The sequence below is a fragment of the Bacillus sp. FSL R5-0443 genome (assembly GCF_038608285.1).
GTDB classification, from domain to species: domain Bacteria; phylum Bacillota; class Bacilli; order Bacillales; family Bacillaceae; genus Bacillus; species Bacillus velezensis.
Window position 1 is genome coordinate 3,088,007 of record NZ_CP152013.1, and the last position, 19,927, is coordinate 3,107,933.

Genomic DNA, 19,927 nt, shown 5'->3' on the forward strand with positions numbered 1-19,927 from the left:
CTGAATGAACAGCATCCCCTCTATCGTCAGCAAGCACAAAGCCTATTTTGCGGCGGGGCATACGAGACAGCTAGAATCGAGACTGAACATTTTGCAGAAGCTGAAACAAGCCGTCAAAACTCATGAAGCCGATCTCATAGCCGCTCTCTATCAGGATCTCCACAAATCCGAACAGGAGTCGTACACGACAGAAATCGGAATTGTACTGGAGGAAATCAGTTTTGTGATGAAGCGGCTGGGAAAATGGATCAAACCGAAACGAGTCAAAACGCCTCTGACTCACCTAGGCTCGAAAAGCATCATTATCCCTGAGCCATATGGAACCGTTTTGGTGATTGCGCCTTGGAATTATCCCTTGCAGCTGGCGCTTTCACCCTTGATTGGAGCCATTGCGGCCGGAAACACAGTCGTTCTCAAACCGTCAGAATATACCCCGGCGGTTTCCGCTGTTCTTTCCAAACTCATCAGCAGCGTTTTTCCGAGTGACTATGTCGCTATGGCGGAGGGCGGGCCCGACGTCAGCACTGTGTTATTACAGCAGCCCTTTGACTATATTTTCTTCACTGGAAGCGTTGCCGTGGGAAAAATCGTCATGGAGGCCGCCGCCAAACAATTAATTCCCGTTACCTTGGAGCTCGGCGGCAAAAGTCCCTGCATTGTCCATAAGGATGCTGATATACAGCTTGCCGCCAAACGCATCGTCTTCGGGAAATTTACAAATGCAGGGCAAACCTGCATCGCACCGGATTATTTATTTGTCCACCAAGATATCAAAACGAAGCTCACAGAAGAAATGAAGCGTGCGATCAGTGAATTTTACGGCCCTCAGCCTGAACAAAATCCGCAGTACGGCAAAATCGTCAGTGAACGCCACTATCAGCGGCTGCTCAGCTTTCTGAATGATGGCGTCCCGCTCACAGGCGGACAATCTGATCCCGCTCATCATAAAATTGCGCCGACCATTCTCGAACAAGTGAGGGATGACTCTCCAGTGATGCAGGAGGAGATTTTCGGGCCAATTCTTCCGCTGTTTACATACGGCGATATCAATGAAGTCATCGAGAAAGTCCAATCACGCCCAAAGCCGCTCGCTCTGTATCTCTTCACCACAAACAAAGAAACTGAGCGCGCTGTTTTAGAGAATCTGTCGTTTGGCGGAGGCTGTATCAATGATACGTTAATGCATGTTGCGACGCCGTATTTGCCATTCGGCGGCGTCGGGGAAAGCGGCATCGGGAGCTATCACGGATTTGACAGCTTTAACACGTTTACGCACAAAAAAAGCGTCGTCAAACAAACGAACCGCTTCGACTTCGCTTTCCGTTATCCTTCTTCCAAAAACGGGCTGCGAGTGATTCGGAAAATACTTAAATAAAAAAGCGCAGAGTATCTGCGCTTTTTATAAATCCTCTATACACCAATTAATCGGTTCCTCTCCTAAATTAAACCTATTTTTAATAGTTCAAATCGAAGTCTAATAGTAAAAATGAACCAACCCAACTGTAGGAAAGGTTAATCCTCATCACCCTGGTGAGTCCTATAATAATTCTCAGCAGTATAAATATTCCATTTAATCCACGACGACGTCACTCACAACACAAATAGCCGTCCCTAATTAGAAGGGCTTTTTTACTCGCTTCCAGCGTGCTGTATTTATCTAATTCGTCACGTTGCCTTCCCATACTTATTCCTTTTCTGATTTACCTGAACAGACTACACACGACAAGCAGAAGAACGTGAGCGCAATAAACCATGACGTCTCAAATGAGTGCGCACAAATTGTTTCCATGCTCTATCTTCTTCCCTCAACATTATAAAAGCTTCTGTGGATAGCGGCTTGGGCATTGGCATCCTTTGAAGCCGCACACCTCACATTCTTTCCTAATTCCTCAAAGGCTTGACTAATTGTTTTTATGGAATCCCTCCTTTATATTCTTTCTAAACTGCCCCTCGTCCTCAGACTGTTAACTGCCATTCGTATTTCCGAGATTTATTGGAAGCAGTTTACAGAGAATATAAAAAAGCAGGCTTAAACACCTGCTTTCCCGGTTAGCTATTAGGCAAGTCGATTTTTGTTGGGCTGCTTGTCCAAGGTTTACCCATCGGCTTTTTATGTGCTTTATCTTCAAAAAATTGAGTTGTAGTATATTGATACCATGAGTTAGTCATTGCACCTTTTTCATACAAATCATATTTGTAATAAGCATCAGGGATTCGTTCTTTGGTCCAGTAAGCAAACAAGACACCTGCAGCCTTAGCACCCCATCCAAGCCCAGGAATTGTTCCAAATAAAGATCCCACTAAGGTGATTGCATTTTTAGACTCTTTTGTATGACCAGACACCGTTCCAACATACTTATATCCTGCCTTTGGTTTCGCGGCCATTGTTGTGAATGTATCTGTCGCTGATGAATTTTGAGTGCCATTTGCTATCTCTGCTTTCTTTTCATCAAAATCATAGCTCAAACCTTTTTGCAATTCACCATCTACTTTAACAGTATGATCTTTTGCATTAAGTACAGCTTTGTGTTTCTCACCTTGTTTGGCGTATTGAATCTCCACTAGTTTGCCGTCATCCTTAATTACTTCACTTGTGATTTTAAAATCCTTGTTTAACTGTTCATAGGAAGGTGCTTCAATGTTTTTAGCAAACGCAGAACTTGTTGGTAAAACTGTACCTGCAGCGATTGACGCAGCCAAAACTCCGGCCAAAACTTTTTTCCTCTTCACTTACTAATCCCCCTTAACGCACCCTAAGAATCAGCCCGACTGACTAACTGTTTGACTTTATACCCGATAACAGCAAGATAAATTACAATAATACAAATCAACGCACCTGTCCCAAAATTAGTTTGCGAAAATAAGTAAACACTTACCCCACCGAAAATAATGTACATAATAATGTCAAAGATAATTTTCTTATTAGTCATTTTGATTTCTCCAATCTGCATAATTCCGGGTGCTTGTTTTTAAGTACACCCACATTTTATAAAATATGAAATATTTTGTCTACTTACAACTTTCTAACAACTTGTTTTTTTCTTGTGCTAGCTGTAAAGATACTGATTTATTAAAAACATGTTAACACATTATTAGAGGCGGAAAAATGGTAGAGCATAATAAATGATTCTTATTAACTACATGGAAACAAAATCAGTAAATATCAACGACTGATTTACCGGACGCAGTTTACAGAGAATATAAAAAAGCACCCTTGAAGAGTGCTTTTAATTACTAGTTATGCTTGCTTGTTTCTCGTATAAAGGTAAATTACTAACATTATATTTTTTTAGTATATCCTCTAATAAGAAAATGTTACCTGGGAATTTCCCCTCTTTAATTCCATTGATTTTGCTGTTTAACATATCCATGAAAAGTTGACCAACATAAACCGTATTTTCATATTTCTCGAAGTCTTTCATAAAATCCTCTTTAACAATCCTGGTAAAAGTTCTATAGAGAATGAAATTAACGATTGTTAGTTCATCACCCTCTACGCTGACAATCTCATAATAATTACCTAAACCATCTTGAATTAAGTCCCTGAACGGCAAAATATCCATAGTGTTCACCCCCTCCCTCCATATTATCGGCAAAAGTGAGTGACAATGGAACATTTACGAAATTTGTCGAACAAAAAACCTACTCAAATACATATCCGTAGAAAATTCAATATAAGATCATGAAACCTTTTGCAATCATCTATTAAAAGATACACTCTATTTTGCTTTTTATTAATATTAAGATTCAAAAAATTAATTGAATCTTCATCTTCTTTATTTCTAATAACTCGATTATTGTGCACAATAATATTTCTAATTCTATTCCAGTGCTTTATTTTATTCCATTCAGGTGTTTTTTTTAAGTCTCTAACTTGAACAACTTTAGTTAAATACAAAACAGCTCTTTCAATACCATTTCCTGATATATCTTTTAGATCAATCTTATAACCATGTTTTGTTTTATAAGCATTGCAAATTAAATTAAGATAGTATTCAAAATCACCATATATTCCAATAAATAACGCACTGGAAACAGAAGGAATTATAATCGGCTCTATTAATATATGTTCACCATTTGAATTTTTTCTAGCATCAACATCTTCTTTTGTTTTTCCATACAAATACTCATAGGTTGTCTCGTAATTCTGAAATGTCGACGCAATATCCATATAAACAGCAAACAAGTCACTAGATAAATCATTACCTTTACTTACCGCCTCTTGTACAAATGAAAATTGATCCAAGTTCTTTCCCTCCCACCCTATTATTGATGAAATGAAAGGGCAATGGAATAGTTTGCGAAATTTGTCGAACAAAAAGCACCCCGTAGGATGCTTACTATTATCACCTTTAATTTTCTTCAGTTGGTTCTACTTGACCCTTTATTTTATCGTAGTTATCTATACACTCTTTCAATAAAACATAGATGATGTATCGTTTATCTATTTTTGCTGTTTCCCTCCTATAGAAAAAAAACCATGCTATTAAAACAATGAAAAATGGTATTGCCACAGCCCATAACACTGACCGAAAAATCGGAGTGAAGTCAAGTGAATCCAATAAGCCTGAAATTTGTTCTTTGTTCAGTTTTTTCCCATCTATATATTTTCCGTAAATGCTATTGAGCAAGCCCATAGCAGAACTGAATACCCCTACCGCAGCAGAAGATAAAACAGTAATCATTACCATAAAAAATGAAAAGGGCTGCACATGCAAAGACTGACTATCTTTTGAAATATTAATGGCACCTTCTGCCTTGTTAAACATCCTTTTTAGATCATCTTCTTCATGATCTAAAATAATTGTTTTTTGAAGCTCCTTTTCTTCATCTATTGTTAGATTGTGAATTTTTCCATAGCGATTTTCTAAATAAGTTCTGATTCCTTTTGATTCGCCAAAATTTCTAGTCATATTATCACCCCAATAATATATCGACCACTCTTCAAAAATTGTAAGGATTTGCGAAATTTGTCGAACAAAAGTTCTTTTCATAAATTAGCCTCAACCGTAAGACAAAAAATGCTTTTTTTCAAAAATAAGTATCAACACTTATTAATAACACGCGTTATAATTGAAGGGAGGGAAACATGAAGTCTTCAAGAGATATCATAAAGATACTTACTAAAGATGGGTGGTATTTAAAGCGGGTTGTTGATAGTCATCACCACTTTAAACTTCCAACCAAACCGGGCACGGTAACAGTCCCACATCCAAAAAAGACTTCAAACCCAGCACACTAAATTCTATACTTAAACAACCCCCTTGTAAGGAGGTTTTATATATATGGCAAAGTATTTATTTCCGGCGATTTTTGATGCAGGAGCAGACGGAAGCGACGGCTACACAATTACTTTTCCCGATTTACCCGGCTGCATTTCAGAAGGTGAAAACGTGGATGATGCTATGAGCATGGCAAAAGATGCGCTCGAAGGCTTTCTATATGGCATGGAAGAAGACGGCGAAGACATCCCTTCCCCCTCCGCTCCAAAAGATATCAAAGTGCCGGCAACCGGTTTTGTTGTTATGGTAAGCGCCTGGACAGATATTGTCCGTGATGAAATGGAAAACAAAGCGGTGAAAAAAACACTTACTGTACCTAAATGGCTGGCGAAAAGCAGCAGAAAAAGAAGGTGTAAACTTTTCGCAGCTTCTTCAATTTGCATTACGTGAGCGGCTTGGCATTAATAAAAGATCATCATAAAAAAAGACAGCCTGTTTAAGCTAAACAAAAAAGGCTGTCATTTGCTCTATTTTTCATTTTTAAGCGGGATCGTTCAATATTCTTTTGGACGGTTCCTTTTCTTATATTGAGTAAAGCGGCTATTTCTTCAAAAGACATATTTTGCACAGCGTGCATGATAAAAATATCTTTCTCGCGGTCTGTCAGTACAGATAAAGCATCCGCTATTCTCTCCTTATTCCAATCACTTACTTCTCAGTTCGGCTCCTGAATGATTGCATACTCTTCCGGCAGCGCATCAATTAAACGCGGATCAGCCAGAATTGTTCTTTTATACACATCCCTACGATCAGCACCACGGCGGGCGCCGGGTTGTCTCCCATTCTGCAGCCATTCGATTGTATATTCAAGGTCGTTCATCATGCCCCCAATTATCTTTTTATCGTTTTTTTGTTCAGCGGTTAAGAGACTGTCAGCAACCGCCGATAATTGCCGATACATCTTTTTAACATCTTTCAACGCGCTTTTATATTCAATGATTAAATCTTGCATATGCTCCTCCTATTATTTCCCCTTAAATCAGCCGGTCCCGGCTCGTTTCATCCTTTTCCAACCCATTCCCCACCTTTGAGGAAATGCTCTCAGATTGAATCCTACGCAATATTCAGCACTTCTTTATCGATGCTTCCGAAAAACAAAAAACAGACACCAATCAGAGCACAGTAAATCTGTACAATGATCAGTGTCCACAGGCTTTCCGTCTAGGGCTTAATTAAACTTTTCTCTTTATCTTCTTTCTACTACCCAGTTTGATTTCTTTCTCTAATAAATATCCTTGTAAAATCCGTTCCAGTTCCTTATATGCTTTTTTTTCACTAAAAATACTTAATGTGGGTAATGCTTTAAATGATGTTGCACCAATAAACCATAACATAATTGTAATAGAACCAAGAGTTAATAAAAATCCCTTAAATTCTACTAAACTGGCTGATTCATTAATACTTGTGGTAAACAATACCCCAAATATACTAACAGGTATTGATACTACAATAGACGGGATCACAACTTTCAGAAATGAACCAATGGAATATAACTCAAGATTGGAGTTTTTCGATATTATATAAGGTAAAATGCGTTTTTCAATAACTTTATCGTTATAATTTTTTCTGTGTAAATATTTTTTTAAGGCCTTATAAGAAAGTGAATAATATAAATCACTTATTCCCCATTTACGATCAACCAACATAGCATATTTCCTTAAAGTAACCGCAATTATCACCATAATTGGAAAGATTGAAAGGCTTATAGTTAATATAATAGCGTTAGACTTCGAAATATCTAATTTAGCAGTCAAATCTTCTAATGAATAATATAAATTCTTAAACAAAAATTCCCTTCCGATTAAAAAGTAAGCTATTATACTAACAACTCCAAGAAAGAAGTAAAGCCTCTTTTTCCATCGGTCTCCTTTAGATTTTAGGAAAGACGATGCCCAAAACACATTTTTGACACTCTTAGCGCATTTTACCTCTTGTGCCATCTTAAATATTTCAACATCTATATTCATATTAACACTCCTCTATTAATCTTACGATCTGAATGACGGATAGTTTCATTAATTTCCAATCAAATAAGATTTCATTATTATTCTCCAAATCCCTTGCTCTTGTCTCCTTTTTTAACCCGTTGTTCTTATCCAACCAATAAGGCGTCTATTTTATTCTTAAATTTTCCTGTATATAAAAATTTATCAACCTATTCCTGATCCTTGCTCTAAATAAGAGAATAATAATTATGCCTCAGTGTTTCTCTATAGCGATCTCTAACTATCAAATCTACGCTCCAAATTCAGGAACAAAGCGTATTCTTTTTGAACGTCAGTTAAACAGTTTTGACCGGCCGTTTCGGTTTAAGCTGCTTTTAATTTTGCTCTCGCTTTACTTTTCGTAATAATTCTTCCGATGAAGAAATCCAATGACAACCGCGTCCAATTCAATTTGTTCCGATTCTCTTATGTCCTGCCGCTGTTCAACGCTCCGTGAAAGCTGGCTGACGTAATAACGCAAATATCCAACTCGCAGGCCATATGTTTTACATGCGGCTGATTTTGATGGCGGTCAAAAATTCCGAGATCAGCAGAGCCGAGAACCCCGTTTACTTGTAAAAGCAATATTTCCAAGGATGGAATGGCATTTCAGGAACTGCTTTTTCAAGGAACAAAATACCCACTCCCAAAACGGGGCCGATATAAAATAAAAAAAGCACCCAATCCGGATGCTTAACATCGTCCTTCCTTCTTCAATCACACCATACTTAGCTGCGGTTCAAATAATTCATAGTGAATGGATTCCGGCGGTGTATTGAATTCAGAAATCAGCTTTTTCATTTCTTTAATGAACGACGGTGATCCGCACAGGTAAAAATCAGCATCTTTATCTGTCATCACTTCTTTTAACAGCTGTTTGTCAATCCGGCCTTCCCGAAAACGAATGTTTTCTGAACGGTCTTGTTCGGACGGCTCGCTGTAAATAAAGAGGGTGTCAACGGATGAGTGTTCCGCGGCTTCTTCAGCTTCATGCCGCAACGCATGATACTCTCCGCTCCTTGCCGCATGGATAAAGAGAACGTTTCGCTGCGGCTGGGTTTTGGCAACCGTCTTTAACATACTGATCATCGGGGTAATTCCGACACCGGCACTGATGAGAACCAGATTCTTTTTGGAATCAGGGTCTAATACGAAATCCCCGGCCGGAGCGCTGATCTCAATTGAATCCTTTTCGTGTAATTGGTCATGCAGATATGAAGAAACAATTCCGTCTTTTTTCACGGAAATCCGGTAATAATCCTTACCGGACACATCGGATAAGCTGTATTGGCGGATATGCGTATAGCCCGTGTCCGGAATGTATACTTTTACACTGATATACTGCCCCGCTTTGAATTCGGGGAGAACTTGTCCGTCTTCCGGTTTTAAATAAAACGACGTTATCTCTTTGCTTTCTTTTACCTTTTTATCAATTTTAAACGTCTTATAGTCTTTCCAGCCGCCTTTTTGCGTTTCCGCTTGTTCATACATGTCCTTCTCAATTCCGATAAAAGCGTCTGCAATGACGCCGTATGCTTTTTCCCATGCCTGAATGACCTCAGGAGCAGCCCCGTCTTTTAGCACATCCTTTATCGCGATTAACAAGTACTTTCCAACGATTGGGTAATGCTCGGGCTTAACACCGATACTCCGGTGTTTATGGCTGATTTGTTTGACGACGGGAACGATGTTTTCCAGCCGGTCAATATTGGCTGCGGCTGCAATCACAGCATTCGATAAGGCCGTACGCTGTGTTTTTTTCTTTTGATTCGTCTGATTAAAGATATTCAGCAGCTCAGGGTGATGCTGAAACAGGAGGTCATAAAATCGGCCTGTGATTTCTTCACCATGCTCTTCTAAGACCGGCACTGTGCTTTTAATGATTTCAATCGTTTTTTCATCGAGCATTCTAAAAATCCCCCTAAAGATGTATGCATCTCGATTGACCTGAGAAAATAATCGTTTTTGAATTCTTTTTTATAGATTTCCCCGCTCAAAAAGGGTTAGCCGTTCCAATTTGAGGCGGATTCAGGAAAAATCAGAAAAACGAAATTGCAGCTGAAAAATTGTGGACTTGCCATGGTGTACTTGTCCGATGCAAAACCCTCCTTGTCAGCATTTAATAAAGTACGGGAGGTGAGATGAATGGGTAAAAAATCGAAAGTGTATTACTGTGACCCCAAGTATATTGTGACTGACAAGTATACTGACAAAGAAGTGGTTTACGTCCACCCCATCAAACACATTAACAGAGAGCATATCCGTTATGTTCCCCGCCACGTTTATAAGGAAGAAACAATTCACGAAGTCATTGATCCGGGCGATCCGGGGAAATGCGGGTGTAAAAAGCAGAAAAAAAGACGCAAAAAGTAATTGGTTCGATTTCTTGCCTTATCTCAGGTTAAACACGTAAGTTTCAGCAGACCTCCGTACCTTTTGGCTCCTCTTTTTCAGAGGGGCCTTTTTTCATAAGCAAATACGTTGTGAGGCGGGAATCCGCCTGATATTCTTGTCATATACAAATTCACAGGAGGCATGATGTATGAGCAAAAAAATCGCAGTTCTGATGACAGATCAATTTGAGGATATTGAATATACAAGCCCGGCGGAAGCATTTAAAGAAGCGGGCCACAGTGTGGTGACAATAGATTTGGAAGCAGGGAAAGAAGTGACGGGCAAGCACGGTGAGAAAGTAAAGATCGATCAAGCGATCTCAGACGCAGACGCCAAGGAATTCGATGCGTTATTGATTCCCGGAGGCTTTTCACCGGATCTTCTGCGCGGAGATGACCGCCCGGGTGAATTCACTAAAGCATTCGTGGAAAATCAGAAACCCGTTTTCGCGATCTGCCACGGCCCGCAGCTGCTGATTGATACCGACCTTCTTAAAGGAAAAGATATCACGGGATTCCGCAGCATCCGCAAAGACTTAATCAATGCCGGCGCACATTATAAAGATGAAGAAGTCGTCGTGAGCCATAACATCGTAACGAGCAGAACGCCTGACGATTTGGAAGCCTTTAATCGTGAATCATTGAACCTGCTGAAATAAGTGAATAAAAATGCACAGACCCGTTCAGTCTGTGCATTTTTTTATGGATTTATAAAGAAACACCAATAGTTAGACCTATTCTCTCCCCCATCCATAATAAGTAAAATAAAGAGTGGGTTTTTCAACACTCGACAGGAGGTTCGCTATGTGGATGATCATTTTGCTGCTTATCATTTTAATCGGTTTTACCGGTAATATCGTCTCGCTTTTGAGAGCGCAAAAACACGCATCTCAAAGAATAATTGAGCTTTTAGAAAAGCAAAGCCGAAAATAATCTGTTAGCGCAGTGTTACCCATAATAGTAATAATAATTCCGGCAGATTTCCTGAAATATGATTTGATGCCCTTTCTCGTTCGGATGAAGACCTTCTGACATGCACATGCTGCGGAAAGCGGGATTATATGGGTCGATGAGATCAGTATCAAATAGATCGGCATATGGTACAGAGAGGAGTGTGCAGGCTTCTTTTTGGGCTTTCACATAGTCAGCCAGCTTCAGGCCCAGTTTATTTTTATCAGTATCACGGCGGACGATTTTTCCTTTTGATATTTTAGCTTGTCTCGTTGGGGTCACCACAATGATGCTCGCGCCTTTATTTCCGCTCCGCAGCTGCTGAATCACTTGGCAGAAGCCACCGTAAAATGTGGTGATATCCTTTTCATCTGTGCCGATGGGAATGTGGTTGCACCAATCATCATCTGTTCCCTGGACAATGATGACATCATGTCCCTTTGTTGTAAGCGCCTGCTGATAAATGTTATCGCTTCCGTTGTTGCTCATATTAACGCCGCTGACAGACAGATTGGTTATTTCAGCGTTTGTCCGGTCTTTCAGAATGTCACCAAAGCCGTATTCCGCACGCAGCCCCCGGGCGACGCTGTCACCTAAGATCGCGATTTTTGAAGCCTTCCGCAGCCTGCTTATGCTGATGAAGTCAACGCTGATATGCCCGCTGTCCGTGATATGCAAAAGCTTGCTGCTTATGTTTGGCAAAGAGACTGTCTTTCCTTCAGAGTTATAAAAATCCTCATTCAGCTTCATTCGGCGTCATCCCTTCCATCTTTTTAGACATTAAAAACGGACACGAACAAACAGCGCCATGTTGTCAGTTCAGTGTCCGCAGATGATGATACTGGATTTTTTATGCAGTTCTCTTGCCATTATAGCAGATCCCCGTTACTTGTAATAGAGTCTGCAGTCAGCATTTAAAACAGCGTTTGCGGCTAGGTTTTTGATGAGACCGTCTGCTGCGGGAACGGTGTGTCCGGCGATGCGTCCGTCTTCTGCTGCGGGAACGGTGTGTCCGGTGATGCGTCCGTCTTCTGCTGCGGGAACGGTGTGTCCGGTGATGCGTCCGCCTTCTGCTGCGAGAACGGTGTGTCCGTTTTCTGCTGCGGGAACGGCGCGAACATTTTTTAGAAACCGGTTCTTGGTATAAATACTCCCCTAAACCTTCTCTTTCCGCAACGGCAACTCCATGTTCAATTTCTTTAACAGAAATAGCGTTCAATTCTGTTCACCTCCCTTTTTCTTTACAACATAACGTATGAAATGTACCCCTCACGTGTATAAGCTTATCTCTCATATGAGCGAGAAATGGTCATTTATACAACAAAAAGACCCGTGGGAACGGGCCTTTTGCAGGCATTTTGCCGGGAACAAACGCAAACATAAGATCGATTTATTTCTTCCTCTCGCTCTCCGGCTCGGGGTGAATCATTACCTGTGCTTGTTTGAATTCATTCGTAATATCTCTTTCAATGCGGTCACACAGGTCGTGCACGTCTTTAATCGTCACGTGAGAGGCTACGACCAGGTGAAAATCAATATACTCCTGCGGGCCGGAGCGTCTTGTACGAAAATCGTGAATTTCAATAAATTCCTGTTGAAATGTTTCAATAATCTTTAAAATTGTTTTTTCTTCCTCTTCCGACAAACGGGTATCAATCAGCGGCGGGAATGCTTCTTTCATTAACTTAAACGCTTCAAATATGATATACACCGCCAGCACCATACCTATAATGGGATCAAGTATGTACCACTCCGTTACGGTAACGACCAAAAGGCTTGCCGCTACGCCTAATGATGTGTACACGTCAGTCAGTAAATGCAGGGCATTTGATTTCATTGCCACGGAATTAACCTTTTCGGCTTCTCTTTTTACGAACTTCGAAACGATCAAATTAATGAGAGCCCCCGCAAGCATCACAACAATTCCCAATACAGGCAGATGAACCGGCGCCGGGTTGACCAGTTTTTGAACGCATTCATATATCATCCAAATCCCTGCCGCAAAAATCAGAATCGTCTCGATAGTCCCCGACAGATTCTCGACTTTTCCATGACCGTACGGATGCCCTGTATCAGCCGGCTTTTTTGAAATCCTGACGGAGATAAAGGCAATGAAGGCGGCGATCAAATCTAAAAAAGAATGAATGGCTTCAGAAAGTATCGCGACAGATCCGGTTATGATCCCCACCACTATTTTGAGCATGACGACCAGGGAATTGCTTATAACCGATAAAAAAGCGATTTTAGAGGTGTTTTCCACCGTGATCCTCCTCTTTTTAACTTCTTGAATTTATCGTATCAAACGGCATTCGTGTGGGTCTACGGCAACGTTTTTCACAAAAGCCATACATGTAACTCACCATAAACTAAGTTGGAAAGCGACAAAAACAGGCGCACCTTTCTTTCAGCACTCAAGTCCCATTGACAAGATATAACCGCTTACATTATAGTAGTTTCATGAATAACCACTACGGAGGATGTTTATGGAGGATGTTCTGAAAGAATTACAGAAATTTGGATTTTCTCAATATGAATGTAAAGCATATATCGGCTTGTTGAAACACTCGCCTGTTACCGGATATGAAATCAGCAAAAGGTCAGGCGTCCCCCGCTCAATGATCTATGAAGTATTGGGGAAATTAGTTGATAAAGGCGCTGTCCATATTGTGCCGTCTGATCCGGTTACATATGCTCCGCTGGCCGGAAAGGAATTAATCGACCGGCTCCGGCACGATTTCGAGAGTTCATTCGGCTACCTTGAGGAAAAGTTATTGGCGTTGGAAAGCGAGCAGGAGATGAATGTCATCCGCCGCATCAGCACGAATGATCATGTCATCAATGAGATGAAGGATATGATTGAAAAAGCCGAGGAAGAGTTGTGGCTGTCTGTCTGGGAACAGCAGATTCCCTTTATTCAAGAAGCCGCTAACAAACGCGCCGCCGAACAATTGCCCGTCTTTTCGATTGTGTTCGGCCCTCCGGAAGTGAAGCTCGGAAATACGACAAATCATAATATGTCTCCTGAAGTGGCGGAGAAACGGATGGGCGGAAGATTAACGATAGCTGCCCGCGATAATAAAGAAGTCTTAATCGCCAATTTTTCTCCGCAGACGAATGCCTGGGCCATTAAATCAGAAGATCCCGCTCTCGTTCTCGTGGCCATGGAATATATGAGGCACGATCTGATGTTCGCGGAGCTTGTGAAAGAAGTCGGGGCTGAGAAAGTTGAAGGCCTGATGAAACAAAACCATTCGTTATTTCATGTCGTCACCGGAAATCGGTTCATATAAATGTGAACCGTATTTTCTTTGATTTTTTCATTAGTCGTTATCATTATAATCTCTATGAAAGGAGTATAAAAAATGATTAACACAGAAGTCCAAAAAACCGCCGTTTCCCGGGAAATGAACGATACGTTTTTACAGGGGGTGCGGGATTGTGTGCCTACGCTGCTGGGCTATATGAGCATCGGTTTTGCTTTCGGCATCGTTGGCGTTGCCTCTCATCTAAGCATTCTTGAAATTTGTTTGTTATCTTTGTGTGTCTATGCCGGCGCCGCCCAATTTATTATTTGCTCGCTCCTTGTTTCCGGGAGTCCGATTTCCGCCATTATTTTAACGACGTTTATCGTCAATCTGCGGCACCTTCTGCTGAGCCTGACCATCGCGCCGTATTTCACGAAATACTCTTTGGCGAAAAATATCGGCTTCGGGGCTTTGCTTACTGACGAATCTTTCGGGGTAGCGGTGAACAAAGCGGCTCAGAACGGCAGGTTATACGATAAATGGATGAACGGCCTCAATATAACCGCTTACATGTGCTGGGTTATTTCCTGCGTGATGGGCGGACTTCTCGGACAATGGATATCTGATCCTTACGCGCTCGGCCTGGACTTTGCTTTGCCCGCTATGTTTGCGGCGCTGCTTGTGCTGCAATTGCAGTCGTCCGCTTCGGAAAAGCTGAAGCACAGCCTCTCCTTAATTCTCTATATGATCATTTTTATGGTCTTGTTATCGTATTTCGTCCCGTCACACATCGCGGTCATCGTCTCAACCGTGATTGTGGCAACGATCGGGGTGGTGACGGACAAATGAGCATCAGCACACAAATGATCTGGATTATACTCGGCTGCATGGTTGTTACACTTGTGCCGCGCATTGTTCCGTTTATATTTGTCCGGAACATTCAGATGCCTGAATTGGCTTTAAAATGGCTCTCCTTTATTCCGCTTTGCATTTTGACGGCTCTGGTAACGGAAAGCATGATTGTGAAAACAAACAGCGCTTTGACCTTTGATTGGAAAGCAATGATCGTTCTCATCCCGACATTGCTTTGCGCGATGCTGACAAAAAGCTTATCCATCACGGTCATCACGGGAGTCGTGCTGATGGCCGCCGTCAGGCTGATATGGTGACAATCAAAAGCCTCCATTCCGCAGAATGGAGGCTTTACCTTTATGATGTCGGATTTTCTTCTTCCGTCTCTGATTCCTCGGCTTTGGCTTCGGCGTTTATGCTTTGCTGCTGTTCCCAATGATCCCGCTGCAATCTTTCTTTTGCGATGGTAAACATGAAATTCACGGCGCAGCACCCCTTCCCTGTTTTGCTTATACTATGTACTGTACTCATTTCCCCGTGCAGTATTCACAAAACATAAAAAAGCAGCCTGCCGCATTGAGCGGGGGACTGACCCCATAATATGAGACAAACAAAAAACACCTTCAAGTTTGAAAACGGATCGTTGTTATCCGAAATTAGACTTGGAGGTGTTTTTCTATGAGGGCAAGAGTGAGTTATCCGGTTGAAGTCAAACAGAAGGCTGTAGAAATGAGATTGGCGGGCGTGCCTGTGAAGGAGATCATGCAGGAATTGAATATAAAGAATAAGACGCAGGTGCAGACATGGGTCAGGTGGTATAAAGCTGGGGACACACATCGATTCGAACAACCTGTCGGAAAGCAATATTCTTATGGAAAAGGTCCAGAGTATTCTTCCGAATTAGAGAAACTGCAGGCAGAAAATCGTTATCTGAGACAACAGAATGAAGTGTTAAAAAAGTACAACGAATTGGAAAGGAAGCTGATAGCGAAACGCCAGTCGAGCTTGTAGAAGCATTGCGCAGCACAATGACCATAAAGGATATCTGTATTCATTTAGGTATCTCACGAGCATCTTATTATCGTTGGAAGAAGAATCTGATGAAAGATAACCCTAAATACCATTTAGAAAAACAAATCGGCACGTTGTGCCGAGAACACAAGTATCAGCCATATTAAAAAAGGGAATGCGTATGAATCATAAAACGGTTCAGCGCATTATGCAGAAGAATCAGTGGCAATGCCGGGTTAAGGTGAAAAAGCGTAAGAAGAATGGGCAGCCATATGCCGTGGCCGAGAATATATTGGATCGGAACTTTCAGTCTGATCGCCCTCTGGAAAAGCTAGTAACGGATATCACATATTTGCCTTATGGGCAGAAACAATTGTATCTTTCCAGTATATTGGATTTATACAATGGAGAAGTGATTGCTTTTACGATTGGCGATAGACAGGACACAGACTTTGTCTTACACACACTTGATCAGCTGCCCGCACTGCCAGAGAACTGTGTGTTACATAGTGACCAAGGTTCTGTTTATACATCTTATGAGTATCAGAAAGCTGTTAAAACAAAAGGCATTACCATGAGCATGTCCCGCAAAGGGACGCCCGCTGATAATGCCTCCATCGAATCGTTTCATTCCTCACTAAAGTCTGAAACGTTCTACCTCGACAGGTTGGAAAGCACTACGACGACCATCGTAGAACAAACTGTCGAAACCTATATACACTATTATAACAACATTCGTATTCAAACGAAACTAAACAACCAGCCGCCGGTCACATACCGACAGCTGGCTGCTTAAAGGTGTTTTGATCCCTGTCTCAAAAACGGGGGTCAGTCCCCGGCCGGACTGCTTTTTATTTTCAGTACGTGATCAGGAAGTATTTTTTCTTTCCGCGGCGCAGTACGGTAAATTGATCTTCAATGCGGTCTTCCGCAGTCAGAAGATGCCCGATGTCCGTCTGGCGCTCGCCGTTAATGTAAACAGCTCCGTTTTGAATGTCTTCGCGGGCCTGCCGTTTTGAAGGCGACAATTTAGATTCCACAAGCACGTCTACTAAAGACAGTTCTTCAGAGCGGTCTTTTTCAAACGAAGGCACATCTTTAAATCCTACCTTGACGTCTTGAGCGGAGAGCTCTTTAATATTGCCGCTGAACAGCGCCTGGGAGATATGAACGGCCTGCTCAAGCGCTTCGCGGCCGTGTACAAGAACAGTCACCTCTTCAGCGAGACGTTTCTGCGCTTCTCTTTTCTCAGGAGCCGTCTCCGTTTTTTCAGCATAAGCTTCAATTTCCTCTTTTGATAAGAAAGTAAAGTATTTTAAGTATTTGACGACGTCGCGGTCATCTGTATTGATCCAGAACTGGTAGAATTCGTACGGCGATGTTTTTTCTTTATCAAGCCAAATGGCGCCGCCTTCCGTTTTGCCGAATTTCGTGCCGTCAGCTTTTGTGACGAGCGGAATGGTAAGACCGAAAGCTTTCGCCCCTTCTTCTTCTGATTTTCTGATCAGTTCAAGACCGGCCGTGATGTTGCCCCACTGGTCACTGCCTCCGATTTGGAGTTTGCAGTTCTTTTCTCTGTACAGATTCAGAAAATCGTAGGATTGCAGGATCATGTAGCTGAATTCCGTGTAAGAAATTCCGGTTTCAATTCTTGAGCTTACAGTATCTTTCGCAAGCATGTAGTTAATTCCGAAGTTCTTTCCGACGTCACGGAGAAATTCAATAATGCTCAGCTTTCCGATCCAGTCAAAGTTGTTCGCTATGACAGCGGGGTTTTCTCCGGCCTCGAAATCTAAAAATCGGGAAAGCTGATTTTTAATTTTTTGCGACCATTCGACAACGATATCCTGAGTATTTAACGTACGTTCAGCTTTTTTGCCGCTCGGATCGCCAATCAGTCCCGTCGCGCCGCCTACAAGCGCAATCGGATGGTGGCCTGCAAGCTGGAAACGGCGCAGTGTCAATATCGGCAGAAGGTGTCCGATGTGCAGGCTGTCAGCCGTCGGGTCAAACCCTGAGTATAAACGGATTTTTTCCTCGTTCAGCTGTTTATTCAGTCCTTCTTCATCCGTCATTTGCTGGATTAAGCCGCGGAATGATAAATCCTCTAATAAGTTAGTCATTTTGTCTGCTCCTTTGTTTATGAAAATAAAAAACGCCCCTTCGTTTAAAACGAAGGGACGATATAATCGCGGTACCACCCTACTAATAAAAGCATAAAAAAGCTTTTATCACTCTTTTTGATAACGGACCGTGTCCGTTCTTTCACTACTGAAAGCCTTGGAATGGCTTTGTTCGCAAAAGCGGTTCATGAGTGTATTCGGCATATCTTATGTGCTGATTTTCACCGGCCATCAGCTCTCTTGAACAATCAGATACCCTACTTGTCTCAATCAAAACCTTTTCGTATGAAGCTTACTCATTTTTAACATAAATAAGATACGATGTCAACGCCGTCTTTAATCTTCCATTGTGGACAGGTCGCCTGCCGGCAGGTTCAGCTCCCACGCCTTCAGCACACGTCTCATGATTTTTCCGCTCCGTGTTTTCGGAAGTTTATCTTTGAATTCAATTTCCCGCGGTGCGGCATGCGCGGCAAGCCCCTGTTTTACAAAGAGGCGAATGTCCTCCTTCAGCTGATCGGATGGCTCATGCCCTTCTCTGAGCGCGATAAACGCTTTAATAATTTCTCCCCGGACAGGGTCCGGCTTTCCGATGACGCCGGCTTCGGCAATCGCCGGATGTTCAACAAGTTTGCTTTCGACTTCAAACGGGCCGACGCGCTCGCCGGATGTCATGATGACATCATCGACTCTGCCTTGGAACCAGAAATAACCATCTTCATCCATATAAGCAGAATCTCCGGAAACATACCAGCCGCCCGGCATGAAATAAGAATCATATTTCTCTTTGTTGTTCCAAATGGAATCCATCATCGACGGCCAGCCCTTTTTAATGGCGAGATTCCCCATTCGGTACGGCGGAAGCTCATTTCCCTGATTGTCAACGATCGCCGCTTCCACTCCCGGAATCGGTTTCCCCATTGAACCCGGCTTGATCTCCATGCAAGGATAATTGCAAATGAGCTGTCCGCCCGTTTCTGTCATCCACCACGTGTCGTGGATGCGCTTGCCGAATACTTTATGTCCCCACTTGATGACCTCGGGGTTCAAAGGTTCTCCGACACTCAGGACGTGACGAAGTGAAGTAAGGTCAAATTTGGATGCCATTTCATCTCCGGCGCCCATAAGCATTCTGAAAGCCGTCGGAGCGCTGTACCAGACGCTGACACCGAGCTTCTCGATCGTGCCGTACCAGTTTTCCGGACTGAATCTGCCGCCGACGATTACATTCGCCGCTCCGTTCAGCCACGGCGCAAATATCCCGTACACCGTCCCGGTCACCCAGCCCGGGTCCGCAGTGCACCAGTAAATATCGTCTTCTTTAAGATCAAGCACCCACTTGCCGGTCTGGTATTGCTGAATCATGGCTTCATGAACGTGGAGCACACCTTTAGGCGTTCCGGTAGATCCTGATGTGTAGTGAAGCAGGTAGCCGTCTCTTCTGTCCATCCATTCAATATCAAGTCTCGTGCTTTCTCCCTCAGCCGCTTTATCATAATGAATGATTTTATCTCCCGCTTCTTTGCTGCCGCCGACAATGAAAATATGCTCGAGGTCGGGCAGGCTGTCCGCCGGAATCCGTTCGGCCAGTTCAGGTGTTGTCACGACAACCTTTGCCTGGCTGTTCAAGAGGCGGTCTTTGACGGCGCCTTCCATAAATGCTTCAAATAAAGGACCGGCGATCGCACCGATTTTAATTGCGCCGAGCATGATAAAGTAAAGCTCCGGCGAACGCGGCATGAAAATAAAAACGCGGTCCCCTTTTTCCACGTTTCCATACCGTCTCAGTACATTTCCCGCCCGGTTCGATTCCTCCATCATTTCTTTAAATGTGTATTTTTCATCCCGGTTTGCGTCCTTGTAATATAGCGCTACTTTGTTTTTTCGAAATGATTCGGCATGACGGTCAATCGCTTCGTACGCCGCATTCAGCTTCCCCGTCTGATGCCAGGAAAATGCAGCTTCGACCTCTTTCCAATCGAAGCTGCGGTACGTTTCCTCATAATTTCGCAGATGATAATTCCCCTTTTCCGCCGGCAACGCTTTCAAATTCATGCAACATCCCCCTTTGCTTATCTATAGACT

21 protein-coding genes, 4 pseudogenes and 1 other annotated feature are annotated in these 19,927 nt (G+C 42.5%); of the genes and pseudogenes, 11 read left to right on the forward strand and 14 right to left on the reverse strand.

Annotation, left to right across the window (positions count from 1 at the left end; genetic code table 11):
- Positions 1 to 4 precede the first annotated feature (4 nt).
- Positions 5 to 1,375 (forward strand): aldehyde dehydrogenase, encoded by a 1,371-nt coding sequence (locus NYE28_RS15435; RefSeq protein ID WP_337681413.1) that lies wholly within the window; start codon positions 5 to 7, stop codon positions 1,373 to 1,375.
- A 674-nt stretch (positions 1,376 to 2,049) separates the two neighbouring features.
- Here the strand turns inward: NYE28_RS15435 and NYE28_RS15440 are convergent.
- The 5 genes from NYE28_RS15440 to NYE28_RS15460 all read right to left on the reverse strand — a co-directional run bounded on the left by NYE28_RS15440 (position 2,050) and on the right by NYE28_RS15460 (position 4,994).
- Entirely contained in the window at positions 2,050 to 2,730 is a 681-nt protein-coding gene (locus NYE28_RS15440; RefSeq protein WP_044801556.1) for a hypothetical protein, read from the reverse strand.
- A 23-nt stretch (positions 2,731 to 2,753) separates the two neighbouring features.
- Positions 2,754 to 2,930: a hypothetical protein gene (locus NYE28_RS15445; protein ID WP_045506830.1), complete on the reverse strand. Its 177-nt coding sequence runs from the start codon at positions 2,928 to 2,930 to the stop codon at positions 2,754 to 2,756.
- 297 nt (positions 2,931 to 3,227) lie between these two features.
- Positions 3,228 to 3,563, reverse strand: a complete 336-nt coding sequence (locus tag NYE28_RS15450; RefSeq protein ID WP_337681412.1) for a hypothetical protein — start codon at positions 3,561 to 3,563, stop codon at positions 3,228 to 3,230.
- Between the two features lie 83 nt (positions 3,564 to 3,646).
- The gene (locus NYE28_RS15455; protein ID WP_265971091.1) at positions 3,647 to 4,246 is read right to left on the reverse strand and encodes a hypothetical protein; all 600 of its coding nucleotides are present in this window, start codon (positions 4,244 to 4,246) and stop codon (positions 3,647 to 3,649) included.
- Between the two features lie 106 nt (positions 4,247 to 4,352).
- The gene (locus NYE28_RS15460; protein WP_327816135.1) at positions 4,353 to 4,994 is read right to left on the reverse strand and encodes a hypothetical protein; all 642 of its coding nucleotides are present in this window, start codon (positions 4,992 to 4,994) and stop codon (positions 4,353 to 4,355) included.
- Between the two features lie 95 nt (positions 4,995 to 5,089).
- Here NYE28_RS15460 and NYE28_RS15465 point away from each other — a divergent pair.
- A pseudogene (locus NYE28_RS15465) lies at positions 5,090 to 5,271 on the forward strand (type II toxin-antitoxin system HicA family toxin); the annotation flags it as partial.
- 14 nt (positions 5,272 to 5,285) lie between these two features.
- Positions 5,286 to 5,703 (forward strand): annotated as a pseudogene (locus NYE28_RS15470) (type II toxin-antitoxin system HicB family antitoxin).
- A gap of 15 nt (positions 5,704 to 5,718) precedes the next feature.
- Here NYE28_RS15470 and NYE28_RS15475 read toward each other — a convergent pair.
- The 4 genes and pseudogenes from NYE28_RS15475 to hmpA form a co-directional block, all read right to left on the reverse strand.
- Positions 5,719 to 6,234, reverse strand: a pseudogene (locus NYE28_RS15475) (sigma-70 family RNA polymerase sigma factor).
- 220 nt (positions 6,235 to 6,454) lie between these two features.
- Positions 6,455 to 7,249 carry a hypothetical protein gene (locus NYE28_RS15480; RefSeq protein WP_337681410.1) on the reverse strand — a complete coding sequence of 265 codons (795 nt, stop codon included), beginning with the start codon at positions 7,247 to 7,249 and terminating at the stop codon, positions 6,455 to 6,457.
- Positions 7,250 to 7,619: 370 nt separating this feature from the next.
- On the reverse strand, positions 7,620 to 7,748 hold the full coding sequence (locus NYE28_RS15485; RefSeq protein WP_337681409.1) for a DnaB-like helicase C-terminal domain-containing protein: 129 nt from the start codon (positions 7,746 to 7,748) through the stop codon (positions 7,620 to 7,622).
- A gap of 236 nt (positions 7,749 to 7,984) precedes the next feature.
- Positions 7,985 to 9,175 (reverse strand): NO-inducible flavohemoprotein, encoded by a 1,191-nt coding sequence (hmpA, locus tag NYE28_RS15490; RefSeq protein WP_337681408.1) that lies wholly within the window; start codon positions 9,173 to 9,175, stop codon positions 7,985 to 7,987.
- A gap of 237 nt (positions 9,176 to 9,412) precedes the next feature.
- On the opposite strand from hmpA, the gene NYE28_RS15495 reads away from it, so the two are divergent.
- The 3 genes from NYE28_RS15495 to NYE28_RS15505 all read left to right on the forward strand — a co-directional run bounded on the left by NYE28_RS15495 (position 9,413) and on the right by NYE28_RS15505 (position 10,593).
- Positions 9,413 to 9,640: a hypothetical protein gene (locus NYE28_RS15495; protein WP_007408759.1), complete on the forward strand. Its 228-nt coding sequence runs from the start codon at positions 9,413 to 9,415 to the stop codon at positions 9,638 to 9,640.
- Positions 9,641 to 9,809: 169 nt separating this feature from the next.
- Positions 9,810 to 10,319, forward strand: coding sequence for a type 1 glutamine amidotransferase domain-containing protein (locus tag NYE28_RS15500; protein ID WP_007408760.1), 510 nt, complete (start codon positions 9,810 to 9,812; stop codon positions 10,317 to 10,319).
- Between the two features lie 145 nt (positions 10,320 to 10,464).
- Positions 10,465 to 10,593, forward strand: a complete 129-nt coding sequence (locus tag NYE28_RS15505) for a hypothetical protein (RefSeq protein ID WP_007408761.1) — start codon at positions 10,465 to 10,467, stop codon at positions 10,591 to 10,593.
- Between the two features lie 15 nt (positions 10,594 to 10,608).
- Here the strand turns inward: NYE28_RS15505 and NYE28_RS15510 are convergent, their stop codons facing one another.
- A complete protein-coding gene (locus NYE28_RS15510; protein WP_337681407.1) occupies positions 10,609 to 11,361 on the reverse strand; it encodes an SGNH/GDSL hydrolase family protein in 753 nt (250 codons plus the stop codon).
- A gap of 193 nt (positions 11,362 to 11,554) precedes the next feature.
- Between NYE28_RS15510 and NYE28_RS15515 the strand changes: the two genes are divergently transcribed.
- Positions 11,555 to 11,758 (forward strand): hypothetical protein, encoded by a 204-nt coding sequence (locus NYE28_RS15515; protein ID WP_342490160.1) that lies wholly within the window; start codon positions 11,555 to 11,557, stop codon positions 11,756 to 11,758.
- Positions 11,759 to 12,001: 243 nt separating this feature from the next.
- On the opposite strand, the gene NYE28_RS15520 is transcribed toward NYE28_RS15515, so the two are convergent.
- The gene (locus tag NYE28_RS15520) at positions 12,002 to 12,871 is read right to left on the reverse strand and encodes a cation diffusion facilitator family transporter (protein WP_332275348.1); all 870 of its coding nucleotides are present in this window, start codon (positions 12,869 to 12,871) and stop codon (positions 12,002 to 12,004) included.
- Between the two features lie 223 nt (positions 12,872 to 13,094).
- On the opposite strand from NYE28_RS15520, the gene NYE28_RS15525 reads away from it, so the two are divergent.
- The 3 genes from NYE28_RS15525 to NYE28_RS15535 all read left to right on the forward strand — a co-directional run bounded on the left by NYE28_RS15525 (position 13,095) and on the right by NYE28_RS15535 (position 15,025).
- Positions 13,095 to 13,901 carry a helix-turn-helix domain-containing protein gene (locus tag NYE28_RS15525; RefSeq protein WP_007408765.1) on the forward strand — a complete coding sequence of 269 codons (807 nt, stop codon included), beginning with the start codon at positions 13,095 to 13,097 and terminating at the stop codon, positions 13,899 to 13,901.
- Positions 13,902 to 13,973: 72 nt separating this feature from the next.
- A complete protein-coding gene (locus NYE28_RS15530) occupies positions 13,974 to 14,705 on the forward strand; it encodes an AzlC family ABC transporter permease (protein ID WP_003152395.1) in 732 nt (243 codons plus the stop codon).
- Positions 14,702 to 15,025 carry an AzlD domain-containing protein gene (locus NYE28_RS15535; RefSeq protein WP_342490161.1) on the forward strand — a complete coding sequence of 108 codons (324 nt, stop codon included), beginning with the start codon at positions 14,702 to 14,704 and terminating at the stop codon, positions 15,023 to 15,025. Before NYE28_RS15530 ends, NYE28_RS15535 begins: the two co-directional genes overlap by 4 nt.
- A gap of 40 nt (positions 15,026 to 15,065) precedes the next feature.
- Here NYE28_RS15535 and NYE28_RS15540 read toward each other — a convergent pair whose 3' ends face one another.
- Positions 15,066 to 15,191, reverse strand: a complete 126-nt coding sequence (locus NYE28_RS15540; protein ID WP_007408768.1) for a hypothetical protein — start codon at positions 15,189 to 15,191, stop codon at positions 15,066 to 15,068.
- 195 nt (positions 15,192 to 15,386) lie between these two features.
- Here NYE28_RS15540 and NYE28_RS15545 point away from each other — a divergent pair.
- Positions 15,387 to 16,515: pseudogene (locus NYE28_RS15545) on the forward strand (IS3 family transposase).
- A gap of 61 nt (positions 16,516 to 16,576) precedes the next feature.
- Here the strand turns inward: NYE28_RS15545 and tyrS are convergent.
- A complete protein-coding gene (gene tyrS / locus NYE28_RS15550; RefSeq protein WP_007613147.1) occupies positions 16,577 to 17,842 on the reverse strand; it encodes a tyrosine--tRNA ligase in 1,266 nt (421 codons plus the stop codon).
- A 50-nt stretch (positions 17,843 to 17,892) separates the two neighbouring features.
- Positions 17,893 to 18,125 (reverse strand) — a binding site (T-box leader).
- 53 nt (positions 18,126 to 18,178) lie between these two features.
- A complete protein-coding gene (gene acsA / locus NYE28_RS15555; RefSeq protein ID WP_007408770.1) occupies positions 18,179 to 19,897 on the reverse strand; it encodes an acetate--CoA ligase in 1,719 nt (572 codons plus the stop codon).
- Between the last annotated feature and the right edge of the window lie 30 nt (positions 19,898 to 19,927).

Excerpts from the sequence above, each read along its gene's own strand:
- NYE28_RS15530 (WP_003152395.1), top strand. The coding sequence starts at position 13,974 with ATGATTAACACAGAAGTCCAAAAAACCGCCGTTTCCCGGGAAATGAAC.
- NYE28_RS15500 (WP_007408760.1), top strand. The coding sequence starts at position 9,810 with ATGAGCAAAAAAATCGCAGTTCTGATGACAGATCAATTTGAGGATATT.
- NYE28_RS15505 (WP_007408761.1), top strand. The coding sequence starts at position 10,465 with ATGTGGATGATCATTTTGCTGCTTATCATTTTAATCGGTTTTACCGGT.
- NYE28_RS15535 (WP_342490161.1), top strand. The coding sequence starts at position 14,702 with ATGAGCATCAGCACACAAATGATCTGGATTATACTCGGCTGCATGGTT.
- NYE28_RS15495 (WP_007408759.1), top strand. The coding sequence starts at position 9,413 with ATGGGTAAAAAATCGAAAGTGTATTACTGTGACCCCAAGTATATTGTG.
- NYE28_RS15510 (WP_337681407.1), bottom strand. The coding sequence starts at position 11,361 with ATGAAGCTGAATGAGGATTTTTATAACTCTGAAGGAAAGACAGTCTCT.
- NYE28_RS15525 (WP_007408765.1), top strand. The coding sequence starts at position 13,095 with ATGGAGGATGTTCTGAAAGAATTACAGAAATTTGGATTTTCTCAATAT.
- tyrS (WP_007613147.1), bottom strand. The coding sequence starts at position 17,842 with ATGACTAACTTATTAGAGGATTTATCATTCCGCGGCTTAATCCAGCAA.
- hmpA (WP_337681408.1), bottom strand. The coding sequence starts at position 9,175 with ATGCTCGATGAAAAAACGATTGAAATCATTAAAAGCACAGTGCCGGTC.
- NYE28_RS15460 (WP_327816135.1), bottom strand. The coding sequence starts at position 4,994 with ATGAAAAGAACTTTTGTTCGACAAATTTCGCAAATCCTTACAATTTTT.
- NYE28_RS15435 (WP_337681413.1), top strand. The coding sequence starts at position 5 with ATGAACAGCATCCCCTCTATCGTCAGCAAGCACAAAGCCTATTTTGCG.
- NYE28_RS15515 (WP_342490160.1), top strand. The coding sequence starts at position 11,555 with ATGAGACCGTCTGCTGCGGGAACGGTGTGTCCGGCGATGCGTCCGTCT.
- NYE28_RS15445 (WP_045506830.1), bottom strand. The coding sequence starts at position 2,930 with ATGACTAATAAGAAAATTATCTTTGACATTATTATGTACATTATTTTC.
- NYE28_RS15480 (WP_337681410.1), bottom strand. The coding sequence starts at position 7,249 with ATGAATATAGATGTTGAAATATTTAAGATGGCACAAGAGGTAAAATGC.
- NYE28_RS15450 (WP_337681412.1), bottom strand. The coding sequence starts at position 3,563 with ATGGATATTTTGCCGTTCAGGGACTTAATTCAAGATGGTTTAGGTAAT.
- acsA (WP_007408770.1), bottom strand. The coding sequence starts at position 19,897 with ATGAATTTGAAAGCGTTGCCGGCGGAAAAGGGGAATTATCATCTGCGA.